This window comes from Mesorhizobium sp. M0816, from assembly GCF_040320005.1.
Lineage (GTDB): Bacteria > Pseudomonadota > Alphaproteobacteria > Rhizobiales > Rhizobiaceae > Mesorhizobium.
In genome coordinates this window covers 63,346-80,809 of sequence record NZ_JAMYOT010000005.1, presented here as the reverse complement: position 1 = coordinate 80,809, position 17,464 = coordinate 63,346, and the positions used below count along the sequence as shown (strand labels likewise).

17 protein-coding genes are annotated in these 17,464 nt (G+C 62.2%); 13 read left to right on the top strand and 4 right to left on the bottom strand.

Annotation, left to right across the window (positions count from 1 at the left end):
• The first annotated feature begins 4 nt into the window (after window positions 1-4).
• Window positions 5-730, top strand: a complete 726-nt coding sequence (gene rnc / locus NKI17_RS09170) for a ribonuclease III (RefSeq protein ID WP_352501816.1) — start codon at window positions 5-7, stop codon at window positions 728-730.
• Window positions 727-1,653 carry a GTPase Era gene (gene era / locus NKI17_RS09165; protein WP_023677765.1) on the top strand — a complete coding sequence of 309 codons (927 nt, stop codon included), beginning with the start codon at window positions 727-729 and terminating at the stop codon, window positions 1,651-1,653. Before rnc ends, era begins: the two co-directional genes overlap by 4 nt.
• Before the next feature lie 103 nt (window positions 1,654-1,756).
• Here era and NKI17_RS09160 read toward each other — a convergent pair whose 3' ends face one another.
• Complete coding sequence (locus NKI17_RS09160; protein ID WP_352782835.1) at window positions 1,757-2,194, bottom strand: CPBP family intramembrane glutamic endopeptidase; 438 nt, start codon at window positions 2,192-2,194, stop codon at window positions 1,757-1,759.
• Between the two features lie 360 nt (window positions 2,195-2,554).
• Between NKI17_RS09160 and NKI17_RS09155 the strand changes: the two genes are divergently transcribed.
• The 11 genes from NKI17_RS09155 to NKI17_RS09105 all read left to right on the top strand — a co-directional run bounded on the left by NKI17_RS09155 (window position 2,555) and on the right by NKI17_RS09105 (window position 13,585).
• Window positions 2,555-3,259: an antitoxin Xre/MbcA/ParS-like domain-containing protein gene (locus NKI17_RS09155; RefSeq protein ID WP_352622548.1), complete on the top strand. Its 705-nt coding sequence runs from the start codon at window positions 2,555-2,557 to the stop codon at window positions 3,257-3,259.
• Window positions 3,260-3,620: 361 nt separating this feature from the next.
• Complete coding sequence (locus tag NKI17_RS09150; RefSeq protein WP_352905723.1) at window positions 3,621-4,709, top strand: porin; 1,089 nt, start codon at window positions 3,621-3,623, stop codon at window positions 4,707-4,709.
• Between the two features lie 117 nt (window positions 4,710-4,826).
• On the top strand, window positions 4,827-5,615 hold the full coding sequence (recO, locus tag NKI17_RS09145) for a DNA repair protein RecO (RefSeq protein WP_352622552.1): 789 nt from the start codon (window positions 4,827-4,829) through the stop codon (window positions 5,613-5,615).
• Window positions 5,612-5,887, top strand: coding sequence for a PaaI family thioesterase (locus NKI17_RS09140; RefSeq protein WP_352905722.1), 276 nt, complete (start codon window positions 5,612-5,614; stop codon window positions 5,885-5,887). Before recO ends, NKI17_RS09140 begins: the two co-directional genes overlap by 4 nt.
• An 84-nt stretch (window positions 5,888-5,971) precedes the next feature.
• Window positions 5,972-8,674, top strand: coding sequence for a DUF2339 domain-containing protein (locus tag NKI17_RS09135; RefSeq protein WP_352905721.1), 2,703 nt, complete (start codon window positions 5,972-5,974; stop codon window positions 8,672-8,674).
• A 36-nt stretch (window positions 8,675-8,710) separates the two neighbouring features.
• Window positions 8,711-9,043, top strand: coding sequence for a DUF6572 domain-containing protein (locus tag NKI17_RS09130; RefSeq protein WP_051406156.1), 333 nt, complete (start codon window positions 8,711-8,713; stop codon window positions 9,041-9,043).
• 161 nt (window positions 9,044-9,204) lie between these two features.
• Window positions 9,205-9,723 carry a sigma-70 family RNA polymerase sigma factor gene (locus NKI17_RS09125; RefSeq protein ID WP_352448995.1) on the top strand — a complete coding sequence of 173 codons (519 nt, stop codon included), beginning with the start codon at window positions 9,205-9,207 and terminating at the stop codon, window positions 9,721-9,723.
• On the top strand, window positions 9,720-10,514 hold the full coding sequence (locus NKI17_RS09120) for an anti-sigma factor family protein (protein ID WP_352905720.1): 795 nt from the start codon (window positions 9,720-9,722) through the stop codon (window positions 10,512-10,514). Before NKI17_RS09125 ends, NKI17_RS09120 begins: the two co-directional genes overlap by 4 nt.
• Window positions 10,515-10,723: 209 nt before the next feature.
• Window positions 10,724-11,830 carry a peptidase C39 family protein gene (locus NKI17_RS09115; protein WP_352795744.1) on the top strand — a complete coding sequence of 369 codons (1,107 nt, stop codon included), beginning with the start codon at window positions 10,724-10,726 and terminating at the stop codon, window positions 11,828-11,830.
• Window positions 11,827-13,290, top strand: a complete 1,464-nt coding sequence (locus tag NKI17_RS09110; RefSeq protein ID WP_352905719.1) for a RimK family ATP-grasp domain-containing protein — start codon at window positions 11,827-11,829, stop codon at window positions 13,288-13,290. Before NKI17_RS09115 ends, NKI17_RS09110 begins: the two co-directional genes overlap by 4 nt.
• 22 nt (window positions 13,291-13,312) lie before the next feature.
• Window positions 13,313-13,585 (top strand): DUF3303 domain-containing protein, encoded by a 273-nt coding sequence (locus tag NKI17_RS09105; protein ID WP_023719871.1) that lies wholly within the window; start codon window positions 13,313-13,315, stop codon window positions 13,583-13,585.
• A gap of 117 nt (window positions 13,586-13,702) precedes the next feature.
• Here the strand turns inward: NKI17_RS09105 and NKI17_RS09100 are convergent, their stop codons facing one another.
• The 3 genes from NKI17_RS09100 to ygfZ all read right to left on the bottom strand — a co-directional run bounded on the left by NKI17_RS09100 (window position 13,703) and on the right by ygfZ (window position 17,398).
• On the bottom strand, window positions 13,703-15,841 hold the full coding sequence (locus tag NKI17_RS09100; RefSeq protein ID WP_352905718.1) for a putative bifunctional diguanylate cyclase/phosphodiesterase: 2,139 nt from the start codon (window positions 15,839-15,841) through the stop codon (window positions 13,703-13,705).
• A gap of 64 nt (window positions 15,842-15,905) precedes the next feature.
• Complete coding sequence (locus NKI17_RS09095; RefSeq protein ID WP_352569638.1) at window positions 15,906-16,538, bottom strand: YfbR-like 5'-deoxynucleotidase; 633 nt, start codon at window positions 16,536-16,538, stop codon at window positions 15,906-15,908.
• Window positions 16,538-17,398, bottom strand: coding sequence for a CAF17-like 4Fe-4S cluster assembly/insertion protein YgfZ (gene ygfZ / locus NKI17_RS09090; RefSeq protein ID WP_352569640.1), 861 nt, complete (start codon window positions 17,396-17,398; stop codon window positions 16,538-16,540). The genes NKI17_RS09095 and ygfZ overlap by 1 nt, the downstream gene beginning before the upstream one ends.
• Window positions 17,399-17,464: the final 66 nt, after the last annotated feature.

Below are 17,464 nucleotides of genomic sequence, written 5' to 3'. Positions count from 1 at the left end.
GGCCATGGCGGCGACGAAACGGCTGACCGCCGATGCGCTCGCCGAGGCGCTCAGGGAGCGCACCGGCCACAGTTTTGGCGACCATCAGCGCCTGCAGCGGGCGCTGACCCATGCCAGCGCTCGCGGCAGTCACGCCGGCATCGACTACGAACGTTTCGAATTCCTGGGCGACCGCGTTCTCGGCCTTGTCGTTGCCGATATGCTGCTGGCGGCATTTCCCGACGCCGCCGAGGGTGAGCTGTCGCTGAGATTGAACGCTCTGGTCAACGCTGAAGCCCTGGCGGAAATTGCCGAGGAGATCGGCCTGCCGGAACTTATTCGCGCCGGTTCGGACGTACGCGGCCTCGACGGGCGCAAGCGCGTCAATCTGCGCGCCGATGCATTGGAATCGCTGATCGCCGTGCTCTATCTCGACGGAGGGTTGGAAGCGGCCCGTGCCTTCATCCACAAATACTGGCAGCCGCGCTCGCAAGCCATTGACGCCGCCCGTCGCGATGCGAAAACCGAACTCCAGGAATGGGCGCATCAGGCGGCAGGCGCAGTGCCGGTTTACATAATCGACAGCCGCGAGGGACCGGACCACGATCCGCTGTTCACCGTCAGTGTCAAGGTCGGCGCGTATCCGCCGGCGACCGGCAGCGGGCGCTCCAAGCGCGAGGCGGAGCAGGCTGCAGCCGCGGCACTTCTGCAGCGGGAAGGCGTCTGGCTCGATCAAGGGAGTGCCGCATGACCGCCACCGAAGCTCCGGCAACAGAAGCTCCCGCTACCCGCTCCGGCTTCGTCGCGCTGATCGGCGCGCCCAATGCGGGGAAATCGACGCTGGTCAACCAATTGGTCGGCGCCAAGGTGTCGATCGTGACGCACAAGGTGCAGACCACGCGCGCTATCGTGCGCGGCATTGCCACCCACAACAACGCGCAGATCGTCTTCGTCGACACGCCGGGCATATTCAAGCCGAAGCGCCGGCTGGACACCGCGATGGTGACCACAGCGTGGGGCGGTGCCAAGGACGCCGATATCGTGCTGCTCTTGATCGATGCCGAGCGCGGCATCCGGGGCGATGCCGACGCCATCCTCGAGCGGCTGAAGGATGTCCGACAGCCGATGGTGTTGATCCTCAACAAGGTCGATCGGGTCAAGCACGAGACGTTGCTGGCATTGTCGGCGGCAGCCAACGAAAGGGTGCCGTTCAAGCGCACCTTCATGGTTTCGGCGCTGACCGGGTCCGGCTGCAAGGACCTGCTCGACTATCTCGCCGAGACCTTGCCGGCCGGCCCCTGGTACTATCCGGAGGACCAGATCTCCGACCTGCCGATGCGCCAGCTCGCGGCCGAGATCACCCGCGAAAAGCTCTATCTCAGGCTGCATCAGGAACTGCCTTATTCCTCCCACATCGAGACCGAGAAATGGGAAGAGAAGAAGGACGGCTCGGTGCGCATCGACCAGACAATCTATGTCGAGCGTGACAGCCAGAAGAAGATCGTGCTCGGCCATAAGGGCGAGACGATCCGCGCCATCGGCCAGGCCGCGCGCATGGAAATCGCAGGCATACTCGAGCAGAAGGTGCACCTCTTCCTGTTCGTCAAGGTGCGCGAGAACTGGGGCGACGATCCCGAGCGCTACCGTGAAATGGGGCTCGAATTTCCGCACTGAGCCTGTTTGGGCGATCCGCAGAGCGGCCTGTTGGCCGCCTCAGGATTGCCCAAGTGCCAGCGACACGCCGTCGGCAAGATGTTCTGCGTCAGAGGCGCCGTGATTAAACGGCGCCAGCAAGCTGCGTTGCCGACCTGCGGGCGAAGCTCTCGGTGCCGTAGACGGCAACGATGGCGACCGCAGCCACCGCCCAGATCGCAACACCGATCCATTGCTGCTGCACATGGTCGGCGTCGATGAACACCTTGCCCAGGAAGCGTACGCTGTTCTGATGGGTGACATGCATCAGAATGGCGAGAAGCACGCTACCGGTGTTCTGATAGAGCCAGGTAAATACCACTGCCGCTAGCACAACGTTGACTGTGCCATAGACGCTGAGATCGCCGACCAGGCCGAGCGGAAAATGCCAGATCGCCCGGATAGCGCCGAGGATCAGACTTCCGGCCAGCGCCGAATGCTTGGCTAGCAGACGCGGTGTCGCAAAGCCGCGCCATCCCGGCTCTTCGCCAAGCGGGCCGCTGAAGACCGCATAAAGCGCGATGATAGGCAGTATCTCAATGACAGCTGGAATGTTGCTCCAGGCCCAGAGGTCGCCGGGGTGCCTGATCGGTCGACTTGCATCTTGAACAGCCGCCGAATCATTCGGGAGGCTATGCGCCGACCACGTCGGTCGACCCGTTCCTTATTGGTACCGGCGCGACGGGAAATCCTGAGCGGGTTCTGAGAAATTTCCGATATTTCATGCAAAATCGGCCAGTAGATCGAATGGAACTCCTGCCGATACTGCGACCGTGCGTGGTTCCCGTTTGTCGTCTCTCCGTCATACACCCTGCCTATAGGCTGTGCGAAAGACCCGCTTCCGAGCAAACCGGATCCGGCAGGCAAACAGCCAGATCAGGACATGACCGGGACTTGGAATCGCATCGACCCCATCCGTCAGATCGAGTTTGCAAGCGCCGTCGCTGTTGAGATCGAGCGCGTGCTGGCGCGGCAAGGCAAGGTGACGAACAGCGATGCGGTCGTTGCAGCGGGCAGGGTCGCCGGCGCCGTTGCCGCCGCCGTGGCTTTGCTTGCGCCGACCGACATCAGTGCGATCGACACCATGCAGGAAAGATTACCCGGCATGGCGTCGCGTTTCGTGCGGATATTGGCAGCCGAAGCTGCGGAACGCCGTGCCCGGACGCATCTGTCGACGGCGCACGAAGGCCAAGGGGCAGACATCCAACGCCTGGCCGGAACGGGCGACCTCGACTCGATGCGGGTCGAGGACTGGGCCGGTCGGGTCGCCGGGTCGACGTTCCTGCAGCAAAATCTCGACATATCGCGCTCGACCCTGCATCGCTGGCAGCGGAGCGGCACGGTCGTTGCGTTGCGCACCGGTGGCCGCAAACATGTATTTCCCCTGGCCCAGTTCATCGACGGCAGGCCGGCGTCGGGTATCAAGGAAGTGTTATCCGCGATGCCCGATCCACGGCATGCCTGGTCGTGGCTGATCGGCCCCGCGCCCGGCCTCGCCGGACGTATTCCCATTGAAATGCTCAAACGGGATCTGGTGGCGGAAGTCGTTCTTGCCGCACAGAACGCAGCGATGGCGAAGTCGCCTTGACCTCGCTGCCAACGTTAGAAGTCTATTCCAAAAAAGAACACGTAGAAGGAATGTATGTCGGATTCGTATCGGTTTGCCGGCTAATGGCATAAGTATATTTTTGTACAATTGTGACAGTGTCTCGTTTGTGCCGGGGGCAAATGTGAAGGAAATATAAAGTGATATTTGTGCAACATGAATTTATTCTGCTATACAAACATTGATTATTTTCGGAATCGTCATTGAGACTGGAATGCGGATGAGTATGTTCGCCGCCTGAAGAGGGGGTGCGGTGCGCGCCTTTTTCGACGTGGGTGAGGCGTTCAGCCGTTCAACCCATGAATCCAAAGCCATTTTTAACTTTGACTGGAGAGGTCAGAAAATGAATATCAAGAGCCTTCTTCTCGGCTCAGCCGCGGCATTCGTCGCGGTCTCCGGTGCGCGCGCCGCCGACGCTGTTGTGGTCGCCGAGCCGGAACCCGCCGAATACGTCAAGATTTGCGACGTCTACGGCGCCGGCTACTACTACGTCCCCAGCACCGAAATCTGCCTGCGCATCGGCGGCTATGTCCGCTATGACGCCAGCTTCGGCGACGCCGGCCGCGTTTTCGATGGCGCGACGACACATGACCTTTTGGACGGTGACGAGCAGCAGACCTGGAACAAGAATGCCCGCTTCAATCTGAAGACGTGGACCGGCCAGGAGACCGAGTTCGGCACGTTGAAGACCTATACCGAGACCCGTTTCAACTTCGGCAACACCAAACACACCGTGAGCGGTGTTGATTTCAGCGTGCAGGACAACAAGGCGGTTACCCTGAACTTCGCCTGGATCCAGCTTGGAGGTTTCCGCGTCGGTAAGGATGAAACTGTCTATGATTCGTTCATCGGTTACGCCGGCAACGTCGTCCAGGACACTATCATTCCTTACGGCACCAAGGACACCAACCTGATCAGTTACTATTTCGACGGCGGTAATGGCTTTACGGCAGTCGCCTCGGTCGAAACGGGCTCCGGCGCTGACCAGTCGATCGACAGCTACGTTCCGTTTGTCGTCGGCGGCGTGAAATACAAGGGCGACTGGGGTGCGATCACTGCGGTCGGCGCCTATAACAGCACGTCAGAAGAATGGGCCGGCAAAGCTCGCCTCGACGTCAAGCCGATTACTGACCTGACCCTGTTCGTGATGGCGGGCTACGGCAGCGACGACAACGTCGCGAAGAACTTCTACAAGCCGTGGACTGGCAACTTTGCCGTCTGGGGCGGCGGCAGCTATGCCGTCAACAAGAAGACGTCTTTGAACGCCCAGGTCTCCTATACCGACGACCAAGACTTCGCCGTTGCGGCCAATGTCGCCTACACCATCGTTCCTGGTTACACGATCACCGCCGAAGTCGATTATTACGACAATTTCGATGCCGACGATGCCGACACAATCGGCGGCATCTTCCGCTTCCAGCGCTCGTTCTGATCAAACGACGATCTCGCAAAAAACGCCCCGTAGCGATACGCTACGGGCCGTTTTGGTTTGGCGGCGGATACGTCGCACATCTTGATTTCGCCATCCAACCGGTGACAAGCTCTCGTCATGGAATGGCGCGACGAGGGAATCATTCTCGGCACCCGCAAGCATGGCGAAACCAGCGCCATTCTCGAGGTGATGACGCGCGCGCATGGCCGCCATCTCGGTCTCGTGCGCGGCGGCCGTTCGCGCAAACAGCAGCCTGTCTTGCAGCCCGGCAATCGCGTCGACCTGTTGTGGCGGGCGCGGCTCGACGAGCATCTCGGCACCTTCCAGGTCGAGGCTATCGAGATGAACGCCGCCCGGCTGATGGACAGCGCCGTTGCCGTCTACGGCCTGCAGACGATGGCCGCGCATTTGCGTCTTCTGCCTGAGCGTGACGCCCATGGCGGCCTTTACGAGACGCTTGCGGTGATGATCGCTCATCTCGACGATGCCGATGCCGCCGGCGAGCTGGTGGCCCGCTTCGAGCTGCTGGTACTCGACGAACTCGGTTTCGGCCTCGATCTCAGCCAGTGTGCGGCGACCGGCACCAGGCAGGACCTTGCCTATGTCTCGCCGAAATCCGGCCGCGCCGTGTCGCGGGCGGCGGGCGCGCCGTGGCGCGACAAGATGCTGGCGCTGCCTGCCTTCCTGCAGCGCGGCTCCGGGCTGCGCGCCGATCCGGCGGCGATCGAGGACGCCTTCCGGCTGACCGGCTTCTTTTTGACCCGCCATGTCTACGAACCGCGCGGCATCGAGCCTCCCGGCGCCCGCGCCGGGTTTCTCGCCGCCTTGCGCAGGCATCATTCACCCGGCCATGAATCCGGCAAGGCAAGCGCCGGGGAAACCGCCACCGGGGAAACCACCAGATGAGCGAAGTTGAACCTGATCCCGAAAACGTTTCGCCGCTCGGCCTTGGCACCATTTCGCAGGTGGGCGAGGCCTATGCGAAGGCCGAGTTCAAAGTGAATTTGACGCGTCCGATCACGCCAAGGACGGGCGAGGTGGTGTGCGAGGGCAAAGTGGTGCACAAGGGCCGCACCCTGACGGTTTCGGAAGCGGCGCTGAAGGACGCCAACGGCAAGCTGCTGGCTTTCGGCACCGAAACATGCTCGATCTTTCCGGCCAATCTGGCGGCACGTTGAATGGACCGGCCGTTTGGCCGCCGCATTTGAATGTCACTGAACATTGAATGTCAGTGACAACTGGCCTGGTTTGGGGGAACCGCCATGTTTGAAAGCCTGATTGGCCTCGTCGCCATCATCGCGCTGTTCGTCATCATTTCACGCCAGCAGAGCCGCATCGGCCTGATCGAGCGCGAGCTTGGCGCCTTGCGCAGCCTTGTGCTTTCGGGCACGCCTGCGCTGCCGCCGCAAGCCAAGGAACCGGCTGCAAACGACAGCAAACCGGCGGATGCCGCAATCCCGCTTGCGGCCGCAGCCGACATGGCCGTATCGCCACGGACCGCAGCGGTCGTGTCAGCTACAGAGGCCGATGCCGATAGAACGGCGCCGTCCGCGCCGGAGTCGGCGCAACCGGCGGCAGCGGCGAAGGCAGCTCGCCAGTCCGACGTCGAAACGGCGCTCGGTACCCGCTGGGCGGTCTGGGTCGGCGGCATCGCGCTGGCGCTGGGTGGCTTGTTTCTGATCCGCTACACCATCGAGGCCGGCATTTTCGGGCCACGCGTGCGGCTTGTCATGGCGGCGGCACTCGGGCTGGTGCTGGTCGCCGGCGGCGAGTTCATCCGGCGCACCGGCTTCAGGGTGCCGGTGCAAGGTGCCGCCGGTGCCTATATCCCGGCGATCCTGACGGCGGCCGGCGCTTTCATCCTGTTCGGTACCGTCTACGCCGCGTACAGTATTTACGGCTTCATCGGCCCGACGCTCGCTTTCACGCTGCTCGGCGCCATCGGGGTGGCGACGATCGCGGCAAGCCTGGTCCACGGTCAGGCGCTGGCCGGCGTCGGCCTGCTCGGCGCCATGGTGACGCCGCTGCTGGTCGCCTCGCAGGCGCCCAATCCGTGGGCGCTGTTCGGCTATCTGGCGATCGTGCTCGCCGCCACCTGCGTCATTGCCCGCATCCGCGACTGGAGGCTTTTGATGGCCGCAGCCTTCGTCGCCACGGGCATCTGGACCATCTTCTACATGACCGACGCGCCGGGGGCGAACCTTGCCGTCATCCTCTTTATCGACGGGGTGACACTGGCCGTGCTCGCCTTCGTCTGGCTTGGCCGCCGCGACGAAGCGGTCGCCGGCAGCGGCTTCGACTGGCCGTCGATCGCGCCGGGCTTCTTCGTCGGCCTTTCGGCGCTGGCCCTGTTTGTCGATCCGGCCTTCGCCGCCATCCGCGGTGCATTGCCGGGGGCCGCCCTTGTCGCAGCCCTGGTGGCGGTGGCGCTCTACCGGCCGCGGGCGCTTGCACTGCTGCACGCCGCCGGGCTGGCGACGGTACTGGTCTATCTCGGCATCATTCCGCCGACCACGATCGCTTCCGATTTTTCGGGTGGTGCTCTCGGCGTCGACGGCATGCCGGTTGTGGCGTCCGATGCCTTGATGCTCAGGGTCGGCATCGCGCTCGGCCTGGTCTTCATCGGCGCCGGCTTTTGGGCAGCGCGCCGTTTTGCGGCCGCTGGCTGGCTGCGCGCCGCCGCATGGGCGGCCTGGAGCGCTGTCGCGCCACTGGTCATCCTGCTGGCGCTCTGGTCTGCCTTCGGCAATCTCGACCGTGACCTTGCTTATGCGGGGGTCGCAGCCGTTTTGGTCGGCGTCTTCGTCGCCGGCGGCGAATGGATAGCGCGCGGCGAAGCGCCGCCGCTGACCGGCGGCGCTGCCGTCTCCTTCGCGCTCGGCGGCGCGGCGATTGCCGGCCTGCTGATGCTGCACATGGCCTTCGGTTCAGGCTGGACAACCATCCTGCTCGGAGCAGCCGCCGTCGTGCCGGCGCTGGCGACGCGCTGGCGCAGCTATCCGGTGCTTGGCTGGATTTCCGTTGGTGCGGTGATTGCAGTGCTCGGCCGCGCTGCCTTCGACCCGACCATCGTCGGTGCCGAGTCCCTGTCGAAGACGCCGGTGTTCAACTGGCTGCTGCTTGGATATGGCGTGCCGGCGCTCGCTTTCGGTTTTGCCGCCTGGCAGCTTGCCCGAACCACCAACGGCCGACCGCGCCTCGCAATGGAGGCCGGCGCCGCGCTGTTTGCCCTGCTCGCCGTTGCCATGCTGGTGCGCCATGCCATGCATGGCGGCGTCATCGATACGGCTGCTGCGACACTTGCCGAACAGGCGATCTACACGCTGATCGCCATCGGTGCCGGTGCCATCCTGGTCGCCATTGACATGCGCTCGCCAAGCTCGGTGCTGCGCTACGGCTCGATTGCAGCGGGCGTGGTCTCGGTCGCGTTCATCGTCCTCCAGCATTTTCTGGCGCTGAACCCCTTGCTGACGGACGAATCGACCGGCAGCATTCCGGTGTTCAACCTTCTGTTGCTCGCCTACCTCTTGCCGGCAGTCGCGACAGGCGCACTGGCGCTCTATACCCGCGACAAGCGGCCGAAATGGTATGCGGCCATGCTGGCGGTAGTGGCGGCGGTGCTCGCCTTCGCCTACGCGACGCTGTCGGTCAGGCGGCTGTTCAAGGGCGAGTTCATCGGCCTGTGGAGCGGCCTCGGCCAGCTCGAGACCTATACTTATTCGGCACTGTGGCTGGTCATCGGCGTGGTGCTGCTCACCGCCGGTGTCTGGCTGAAGTCGCAGGTGCTGCGCATAGCGTCGGCGGCGCTGATCGCCGTCGCCGTGCTCAAAGTCTTCATTTTCGACATGTCCGAACTGGAAGGCGTGTTGCGGGCGCTGTCCTTCATCGGCCTCGGCGCGGTGCTCATCGGCATCGGCTTGTTTTATCAGCGGCTGCTGACAAGGGCCGCGAGGGAGGTAAATTAGTGTGAGTCTATGATCACGGGAAAAGGCTATTGACAGATGGCTGTTCAGCATACGGACGTCGTGGATATTGTCGCAAAAGGCAAAAATGGTGAATATTTGCTCAGCATTGTAGATGATCTCGATTGGGATGATGTAGAAAATCATCTTGAGCTTCTAGAGAATAAACTGAATCTATATTGTGTTTTCGTTTTAGAAGGGCAATTCTACAAAGAACATCCGGATGCTGTGGGGCGACCCGTTATGATTTCGGTGGCATTGTTGTCTATTATGCCAGCCGAGGTACAATGGTTCTTTACCGCAGCTGCGGTATCAGTCGAAAAGGCCGGATTGCAATTTGAAGTTCAGCACCTCTCGAAGGGGAATTTGTAGAGGGGTCTTCAGGTGGGGATCGGCCGGGAATAAACCTGCCACTGGCAGCGTTATTCAGTTGCTTGGGTGACCGGGGCGGCGGACCGCTTCGCGCTGGCCGCTTGCGCCGCGCCGCGAAGGCGCGTTCAATCACCACGGACAGGGCTCCAGAACCAGCGGTCATGGACGAAAAGAAGGCAGCAATCCTTGGCGAAATACCGCGTCTGCGCCGCTATGCACGCTCACTGTTGCGCGACCGCGATTCCGCCGACGATCTCGTCCAGGATTGTCTCGAGCGGGCACTCGTGCGGCTCGACAATTGGCAGACAGGGGAAAGCCCCAGGAGGTGGCTGTTTACGATCATGCATCATTTGTTCATCGATCAGATGCGCAAGGTGAACCGGCGCGGCGAGGCGGCGATGCTGCCGCTCGAGGCAAGCGAGGCGCAGGCAGCACCCGCCGAGCAGATCGAGAGCATCGCTTCGCGCGAGATCGTCGACGCGCTGCAGGCGATAAGCCCTGACCGGCGCGCGGCACTTGTGATGGTCGCCATCGAAGGGTTTTCCTATGCCGAAGCCGCCAACATCCTTGGGGTTCCCGCCGGCACCTTGATGTCGCGCATCGCGCGCGGGCGTGAGGAACTGCGCGCGCTGCTGGATGATACCGCGCGCCGCCGATCGATAAGGATCGTCGAGAAATGAGCCGGCGCGATTTCTCCGAACGCGACATTCACATGGCGCTCGATGGCGAGTTGCCGGGCGACGAGCGGACGGCCTATGAGGCATGGCTCGAGGCCAATGCCGAGATGAAGGCCAAGAGCGCACGCTACGCCGCCGATCGGGCAGCGTTGCGCGCGGCCTTTAACGGCGTGCTGGACGAACCAATCCCGGTGCGGCTGAATAAAGTGGTGCTCGGCGAGGCGCCGGTGGTTAAAGCGGCGGCGTCGCGCACGCGTTGGTGGCTTGCGGCCGCCGCTGCCGCCATGCTGGTGATTGGCGGTGCTGGCGGCTATCTTGCCGGCGTCGGCGGCCTCGGCCTGGAAAATACGGCCGAGGACCAGCTTGCCGAAGAGGCGATTGCCGCCCACGTCATCTATGCCGCTGAAAAGCGGCATGCTGTGGAAGTGCCGGCAAGCGACAAGGATCATTTGCAGAACTGGCTGTCGAACCAGGTAGGTTTGAAGCTCGTCGCGCCAGATCTGACGGCGCAGGGATTCCAACTGGTCGGTGGCCGGCTGCTGCCTGCCGGCCAGGGCAAGGCCGCGATGCTGCTTTACGAGGACGACAAGGGCGAGCGCATATCGCTCTTCGTAATCGCCGAATCGGCGGCCAAGGCCAAGGGCACCTATGGGTCCGAGGAAAATGGTCCTGAGGCCGTCTACTGGCTGGACAAGGGTTATGGCTGCGCCGTCGTCGGATCGCTGCCGCGCGAGCAGCTGGCTGCGGTGGCCAAGAGCGCCTATGGCCAGCTTCTGGCGGGCTTGAAAAGCTGAGCAGGATCTCGTTTTTCCGGAGCCGCGCCGATGCCGAAACACGAAGGTCGTTTCAAAGCCTTTGCGCGACCTGCCTGCCTTGAAAACTGTCACAATTCGGCCCTAATCGAGGTGCGATAGCGCTTGCTGAATGCTGGCACTTCGGCTGGTGTGACCGATGTTTAGACTAGGGCCGTTTCCACAACCCAATCGAGGTTTTCTGAGCCCGCATGCCTGCCGAGATTCGCAAGGCCCGCGCGTCCGACGTCGATGACCTCGCCGCCATCGAAAAAGCTGTTTTCTCGAGCGACCGCATTTCTCGCCGCTCCTTTCGCCAACTGATCGAACGCGACACCGCCGAACTGCTGGTTGGCGAGAACGATGGCCACGTCGCCGGCTATGCGGTCGTGCTGTTTCGCAAGGGCAGCGGCGTCGCGCGGCTCTATTCGATCGCCGTCGGTCCATTTTTCGGCGGCCGTGGCGTTGGCCGCCTGCTGCTGGAAGAGGCCGAGGCCGCCGCTTTCGAGCACGGCCGCATGATGCTTCGTTTGGAGGTCCGCGAGGACAACCCGCGCGCGATCCAGATCTACGAGCAGAGCGGCTACCGCAAGATCGGTCGTGAACCGGACTACTACGAGGATGGCGCCACGGCGCTGCGCTATGAAAAGACCTTGCGCGGCGACATTCCGGTCGCCACCGAAGTGCCGTTTTATCAGCAGACTTGCGAATTCACCTGCGGACCATGCTGCCTGATGATGGCGATGGCTTACTTCGGCCCCGGATTCGTGCCGGACCCAGTGATGGAAATCCGGCTGTGGCGTGAGGCGACGACCGTTTTCATGATGTCGGGGCCGGGCGGCTGCGAACCGTTCGGGCTGGCCGTCGCCGGTTATGAGAGCGGGCTTGCTGCTGAGATCTATGTCTCCTTCTACGGCGCGCTGTTCCTGCAGTCGGTGCGCAGCGAGGACAAGCGCCGGGTGATGGAGCTGGCGCAGGTCGACTTTCGCCGCCGCGCGGAACTTTACGGCATCCCGGTGAATTACCGTTCATTCGGGCTTGACGACATTCGCACCGCGATCGCAGAGGGAAAACTGGTGCTGGTCCTGATCAGCGGCTTCCTGATGTTCGGCAAGAAGGTTCCGCACTGGGTATTGGCCATCGGTGACGACGGCGATCATATCCTGATCCACGACCCCTGGGTCGAGGACGAGCGGCAGGAGACGATCCTCGATGCTGCCAATATTCCCGTGCCTTACGGCATCTTCATGAACATGGCGCAATTCGGCCGCGACGGATTGCGCGCCGCCATCACTCTCGGAAAGCGCGACAGCCAATGACCTGGGTCATCCTTACCGGCCGGCAGAACGATCTCGACCAGGTGGCGACGCCGCACAAGATCATCACCAATCGCGACTACCTTGCCCATCCGGCACTGTTTCGCGGTCAGCGGCCGAAGGTCATCAACCTGTCGAACAATTATGGCTACCAGAGCCGCGGCTATTACGCGTCGCTGCTTGCCGGTTCGCGCGGCCATAAGGTCATCCCGACGGTCGAAACGATGATCGACCTGTCAGAACGCAAGCTCTATGAGCACGCGTTGCCGGAACTCGAACTCGCACTCAACAAGTGCCGCAAGGACCTGGGCGGCGCTTTTCCGCAGAAGGTCTGCATCTTCTTCGGCATCGGACCATCCAGGATCTGGGACCGCTTCGCAAAACTTCTGTTCGACTGGTTCCGTGCCCCGGCGCTCGAGCTCCACATCAGGGACAGCGCCGAATGGGCCTCGATCCGCAAGATTGGCTTCCATCCCCTGGCCAGGATGACCGAGGACGAGGAAACGCACTTTCTCCAGTGCCTGGACACCTACACCAACCGCGAGTGGCGCGACACCAAGGGCCGCACGCCGGCGCGCTACACTTTCGCCACGCTGGTCGATCCGCATGAGGAACTGCCGCCGTCGGAGATTTCGTCGCTGCGCCACTGGGCCAAGATCGCTGAAAAGATGGGTGTCGAAATCGAGCCGATCACCAAGCGGGATCTGGCCAAGCTCGCCAACTACGACGCGCTGTTCATCCGCGAGACCACTTCGATCTCCAACCACACCTACCGCTTTGCCCGCCGCGCCCAGCAGGAAGGCATGCCGGTCATCGACGATCCGCTGTCGATGATCCGCTGCACCAACAAGGTCTATCTCAACGAGCTGATGACCTACAACAAGGTACCGGTGCCGCCGACGGTGATGATTGCCGGCACCTCGGACCTGGACGTTGCGGCACAGACGCTGGGCTTCCCGCTGGTGCTGAAGATCCCGGACTCCTCGTTTTCGCGCGGCGTCAAGAAATGCGGCACCTTTGAAGAGTTGAAGACGCTCGCAACCGAATGGCTGGAGGATTCCGACCTCCTGATCGCGCAAAAATTCATTCCGACGGAATATGACTGGCGCGTCGGTGTCCTCGGCGGCCAGCCCTTGTTTGCCGTCCATTATCTGATGGCCAAGAAACATTGGCAGATCGTCAATCATAAGGCCAACGGCAAGCCCGACCAGGGCGGCATCAAGACCTTCACCCTGAAGGAAGCACCGGCCCATGTCGTCGAGACGGCGGTGAGCGCGGCGCGCTGCATTGGCGACGGCCTCTACGGCGTCGACCTCAAGGAAACCAGGGACGGCGTCTTCGTCATCGAGGTCAACGACAACCCCAACCTCGACCACGGCTGGGAAGACTCCGGCGAAAAAGACGAGGTCTGGGTGCGGCTGACGCAGTGGTTCCTGGAGCGGCTGGACCGGCCGGGGCGATAATATCCGAACTGAGGGGAAAAAGATGCTGTTCTTCGTAACCGAGGATTTTCGCGGCTGCGACCGCAAGGAGATCTACCGCCGTTTCCGCGACCAGGGCCGCCTGAAGCCGGACGCGCTTCTCGTGCACCACAGCTGGATCGCAGCGGATATGAGCCGCTGCTTCCTGCTGGTGGAGGCCGATGACGTCACGCTCCTGCAGCGGTGGGTCATCGAATGGGCGGATCTGGTCGAATTCGAGATCGTTCCCGTGGCGACGAACAAGGATATGGTGGAGGCATTGAGCGGACATCTCTGACCCGTTGGGAACCTCCTGGTTCGCCACACCTGAATGCCGCCTTCTCCTATCAAGGAGTTAACACGCGGATCGAGCGTCATCTCAAGGAGATCTGAGCCGGTTGCCCGCGCTTCGCACTTAGCCGGACTGCCGGATCGTCGCGCTCGACTTCAGCAGCCGATTAATGTCCGACGCCTTTGACGGCACCCCGATCAAATAGCCCTGGGCCTCGACACAACCCTCCTTTTGCAGGAATTCAAGCTGCGCTTCGGTCTCGACACCTTCGGCGGTGACGGTGATGCCCAGCTGTGCGCCAAGCCCGATGATGGTGCGCACGATCGCCGCGGTATCGCGACTGTCGATGTCACGGGTGAAAGAGCGATCGATCTTGATCTTGTCGACGGGAAAGCGCCTGAGGTAGCCCAGCGACGAATAGCCGGTGCCGAAATCGTCCAGCGCGATGCGGACGCCCAGATCGCGTAGCTGCCTGAGTGTCTTGAGCACCAGATCGCTCTCGTCCATCAGCACCGTTTCGGTGATTTCCAGTTCAAGCCGGTTGGCCGGCACGCCCGAGAACGCCAGTGCCGAGATAACGCTGCGGGCAAAGGTACCGCTTTTGATCTGCACGGCGGAGACATTGACTGCGATGCGCCAAGCCGCCCAGCCTGCCGCGGTCGTGCAGGCTTTTCGCAGCGCCCATTCTCCAAGCGGCACGATCAGCCCGGTCTCCTCGGCGGCCGGAATGAAGTCGTCCGGCCGTACCAGGCCGCGCACCGGCGAACGCCAGCGCATCAAGGCTTCGGCACCGACGATTTCGCCGGAGGCGATGTTCATGATCGGCTGGAAATCCAGCTCGAATTCCCGGCGCGACAGCGCTGCCCTGAGATCGATTTCGAGCGCCCGGCGTGCCCGCACCATCGCGTCCATGGCTGGTTCGAAGAAGCGGTACAGGTTGCGCCCTTCGCTCTTTGCCCGATAGAGCGCCATATCGGCATTTTTCAGCAAAGTGTCGGCGTCCTTGCCGTCATTCGGAAACAGCGCGATGCCGAGACTGATGCCGACACGCATGTCGTGTCTTTTGTCGCGAAACGGCTTTCCGATGATCTCAACGATGCGTTTGGCCAACTTTTCCGCGTCGCCCGGGCTTTTGAGATTGAACTGGATGATGACGAATTCGTCGCCGCCGAAGCGGGCGACAACGTCCGTTTCATTGCGCAGGCACCGTTGCAGCCGTTCGGCCACGCATTTCAGCAGCCAGTCGCCGGAAGGATGGCCCCAAGTGTCGTTGACCGCCTTGAAGTGATCGAGGTCGAGCGAGAATATCGCCAGCGATCCGTCTCTCGTGTCGCTCAGGGCTTGGTCGAGCCGTTCGCGAAGCATCGAGCGATTGGGCAGGTTGGTCAGTGTGTCGTGGTGCGCAAGATGGGTCATGCGCTCTTCCACGCGCCTGCGCTCGGTGACGTCGTCGAACGTCGCGACCCAGCCGCCGCCGCTCATCGGCCGGCGCGCAACCAGCAGCGTTCTGCCGTCAGCGAGATGGCGATGCGTTACGTGTGTTTTCCCCGCCCGCAGGCAGGCCTCGATTTGCGAGATTTCGCTGTCGGGGTCGAGCTTTGTATAAATGCCCAGTTCCAGCAGCCGCTTGAACGCATCATGGTGACTCATGCCAAGCGGGAAGTCGGCCGGCCTGACATGATAAAGTTCCAGGAAACGTTCGTTGCGCACGATCAGCTTGCCATCCGCATCGTACATCAAAAGGCCTTGCGACATGTTGGCAAGTGCCGCGTCGAAACGGCGGTGCTGCTCCTTCAACTCCTGCTCGGCGCGCCGTTGCTCGGTGATGTCCTCGTAGATCGATACCCAACCGCCTGACGCCAGCGGCCGGTGCGAAATGTTGACGATACGCCCGTCTGCAAGCGTTTCCTCATAGGTGGAAGGTTTTGCCTGGTCGATATAGGGCTTGCGGATGGCATAGAGTTGCTCAGCGCTTTGCGAGGCGATGCCGATATCCACGCTGTGCTGGAGGATGTCGAAAAACCGGATGCCGGGCCGCACCACTTCGGCGTCGAGGCGAAAGATACTGATGTAGTTCCTGTTGCAGATGATCATCCGTTCATCGGCATCGAACATGCACAGGCCATGCGACATGTTCTCGACCGCTGCCGAAAAACGCTCGTTCTGTTCGCGCAGCTCGTCTTCAATAGGTTGCGGCTGACCAACGCCTTTGGCCCTCCGTCGGCGGACGGACGAACCAGCCTTGATACCGGCAACGGGCATGAGGCAAGCCTATGGACCATGGTTAACCACGGCACTGTTGTCCCTGCCGGTTAATTTACCGTTTTCAGCCGGCTGGAACGGCAGTCTGGCGTCGCGACTTTTCGATCGCCGCAAACCGTTTGAGAAAGGCATTCTGCGCCCAGGTCACCGAGCGCGGCGTGATGTCGAAGCGCTCGGCATTGAAACCGCGCGGCCTGCCGAAGAACTCCGTCGCCTCTGCCGTCGAAAAACCCGCAAGCAGCGTTGCTTCGAAATAAGCGGCGATCTGATCCGCTCGCTTGATCTCCTTGCGCAGTCCCGCGTCGAGTTCGGCCGGCAGTGAAAACCGCAGATGGATGGCGCGCTGCAGCCTGATCTCGCAATCCCTGTAGCTGCCGCCCATCACGGATTTGAACGGCGAGATCATGTCGCCGATGACATATTCCGGCGCGTCGTGCAGCAGCGCCGCCAACCGCGCGTCGGCGTCGGCATCCGGCATCAGCTCGCCGACAAGCGTTTCGACCAGCAGCGAATGCTGGGCGACAGAAAAGGCGTGCTCGCCTCTGGTCTGGCCGTTCCAGCGTGCGACGCGGGCAAGGCCATGGGCAATATCGGAGATCTCGATGTCGAGCGGCGAGGGATCGAGCAGATCGAGCCGTCGGCCGGACAGCATGCGCTGCCAGGCGCGCGGCGGCGCCCCGGCGCGATCGGCAGCCATCAGGCATCCTCCGCGCCGATGGCTTCCTGCGGAAAGCTGAATTTCGCCCAGGACGGGATAGCGAGCGACACGGCGACGTCCTCCGCCAGGATCGGCAGGCCGGCGTCGAGCGCTGCCTTGACCCGGTCGATGCGGGCAATGGCAAGGCCTGTCCTGGCCGCGGTCGAGCCAAGCGTGCCGACCGGTCGCCCCTCCACGGTCAACTCTGCGCGCGAAGTGGGCAGGGTGCGTCCGGCCGAGACAATCAACACCCGACGCCTGGCAGTGCCGCGATGCTGCATGCGCGAGACGACCTCCTGGCCGACGTAGCAGCCTTTCTTGAAGCCGACACCGCCGATCTCGTCGAGCAACACGTCATGCGGAAAAGCGTCGCCGAGCTGGTAGTCCGCACCGCTTTCGGCAATGCCATGGGCGATGCGAAAGGCTTGCCATGCGGCAAGGTCGCCGCCATCTGCGGTGTCACCGTAGAAGCGCTTGACGGCAGTATCGACAAACCGCGCATCGGCAAACGGTGCTGATTCAAATTGCGAAGTGGTTGAATCGCTTCCCCATGCGACGGCCACAACCGGCTGATCCAGCTTGGCAATTTCGACTTTGGCGCGCAATTTGTAGAGCGTCAGCCGTCGCATGAAATCATCGGCGGTCTCGGTACGGCATTCAAGTCGGAAAGCATTTTCGTCGGCGCGCGAGATCAGGAAGTCGAAAAGGATCTTGCCTTGTGGCGTTAGCAGCGCGCCGGGCTTTGCTTCGCTGCTGCCGAGCACGTCGAGGTCGGTGGTCAGGATGTTCTGTAAAAAGTGCTCGGCATCCGGCCCGGACACGGAAACGAGTGCGCGATCTCTGAGCGAGGCAAAGGGCATGGTGGGAAAACGAGCCTGATCTTGCAAAACTATCGGCCATTACGTAAGCCGCTGGCACTTCCCCCG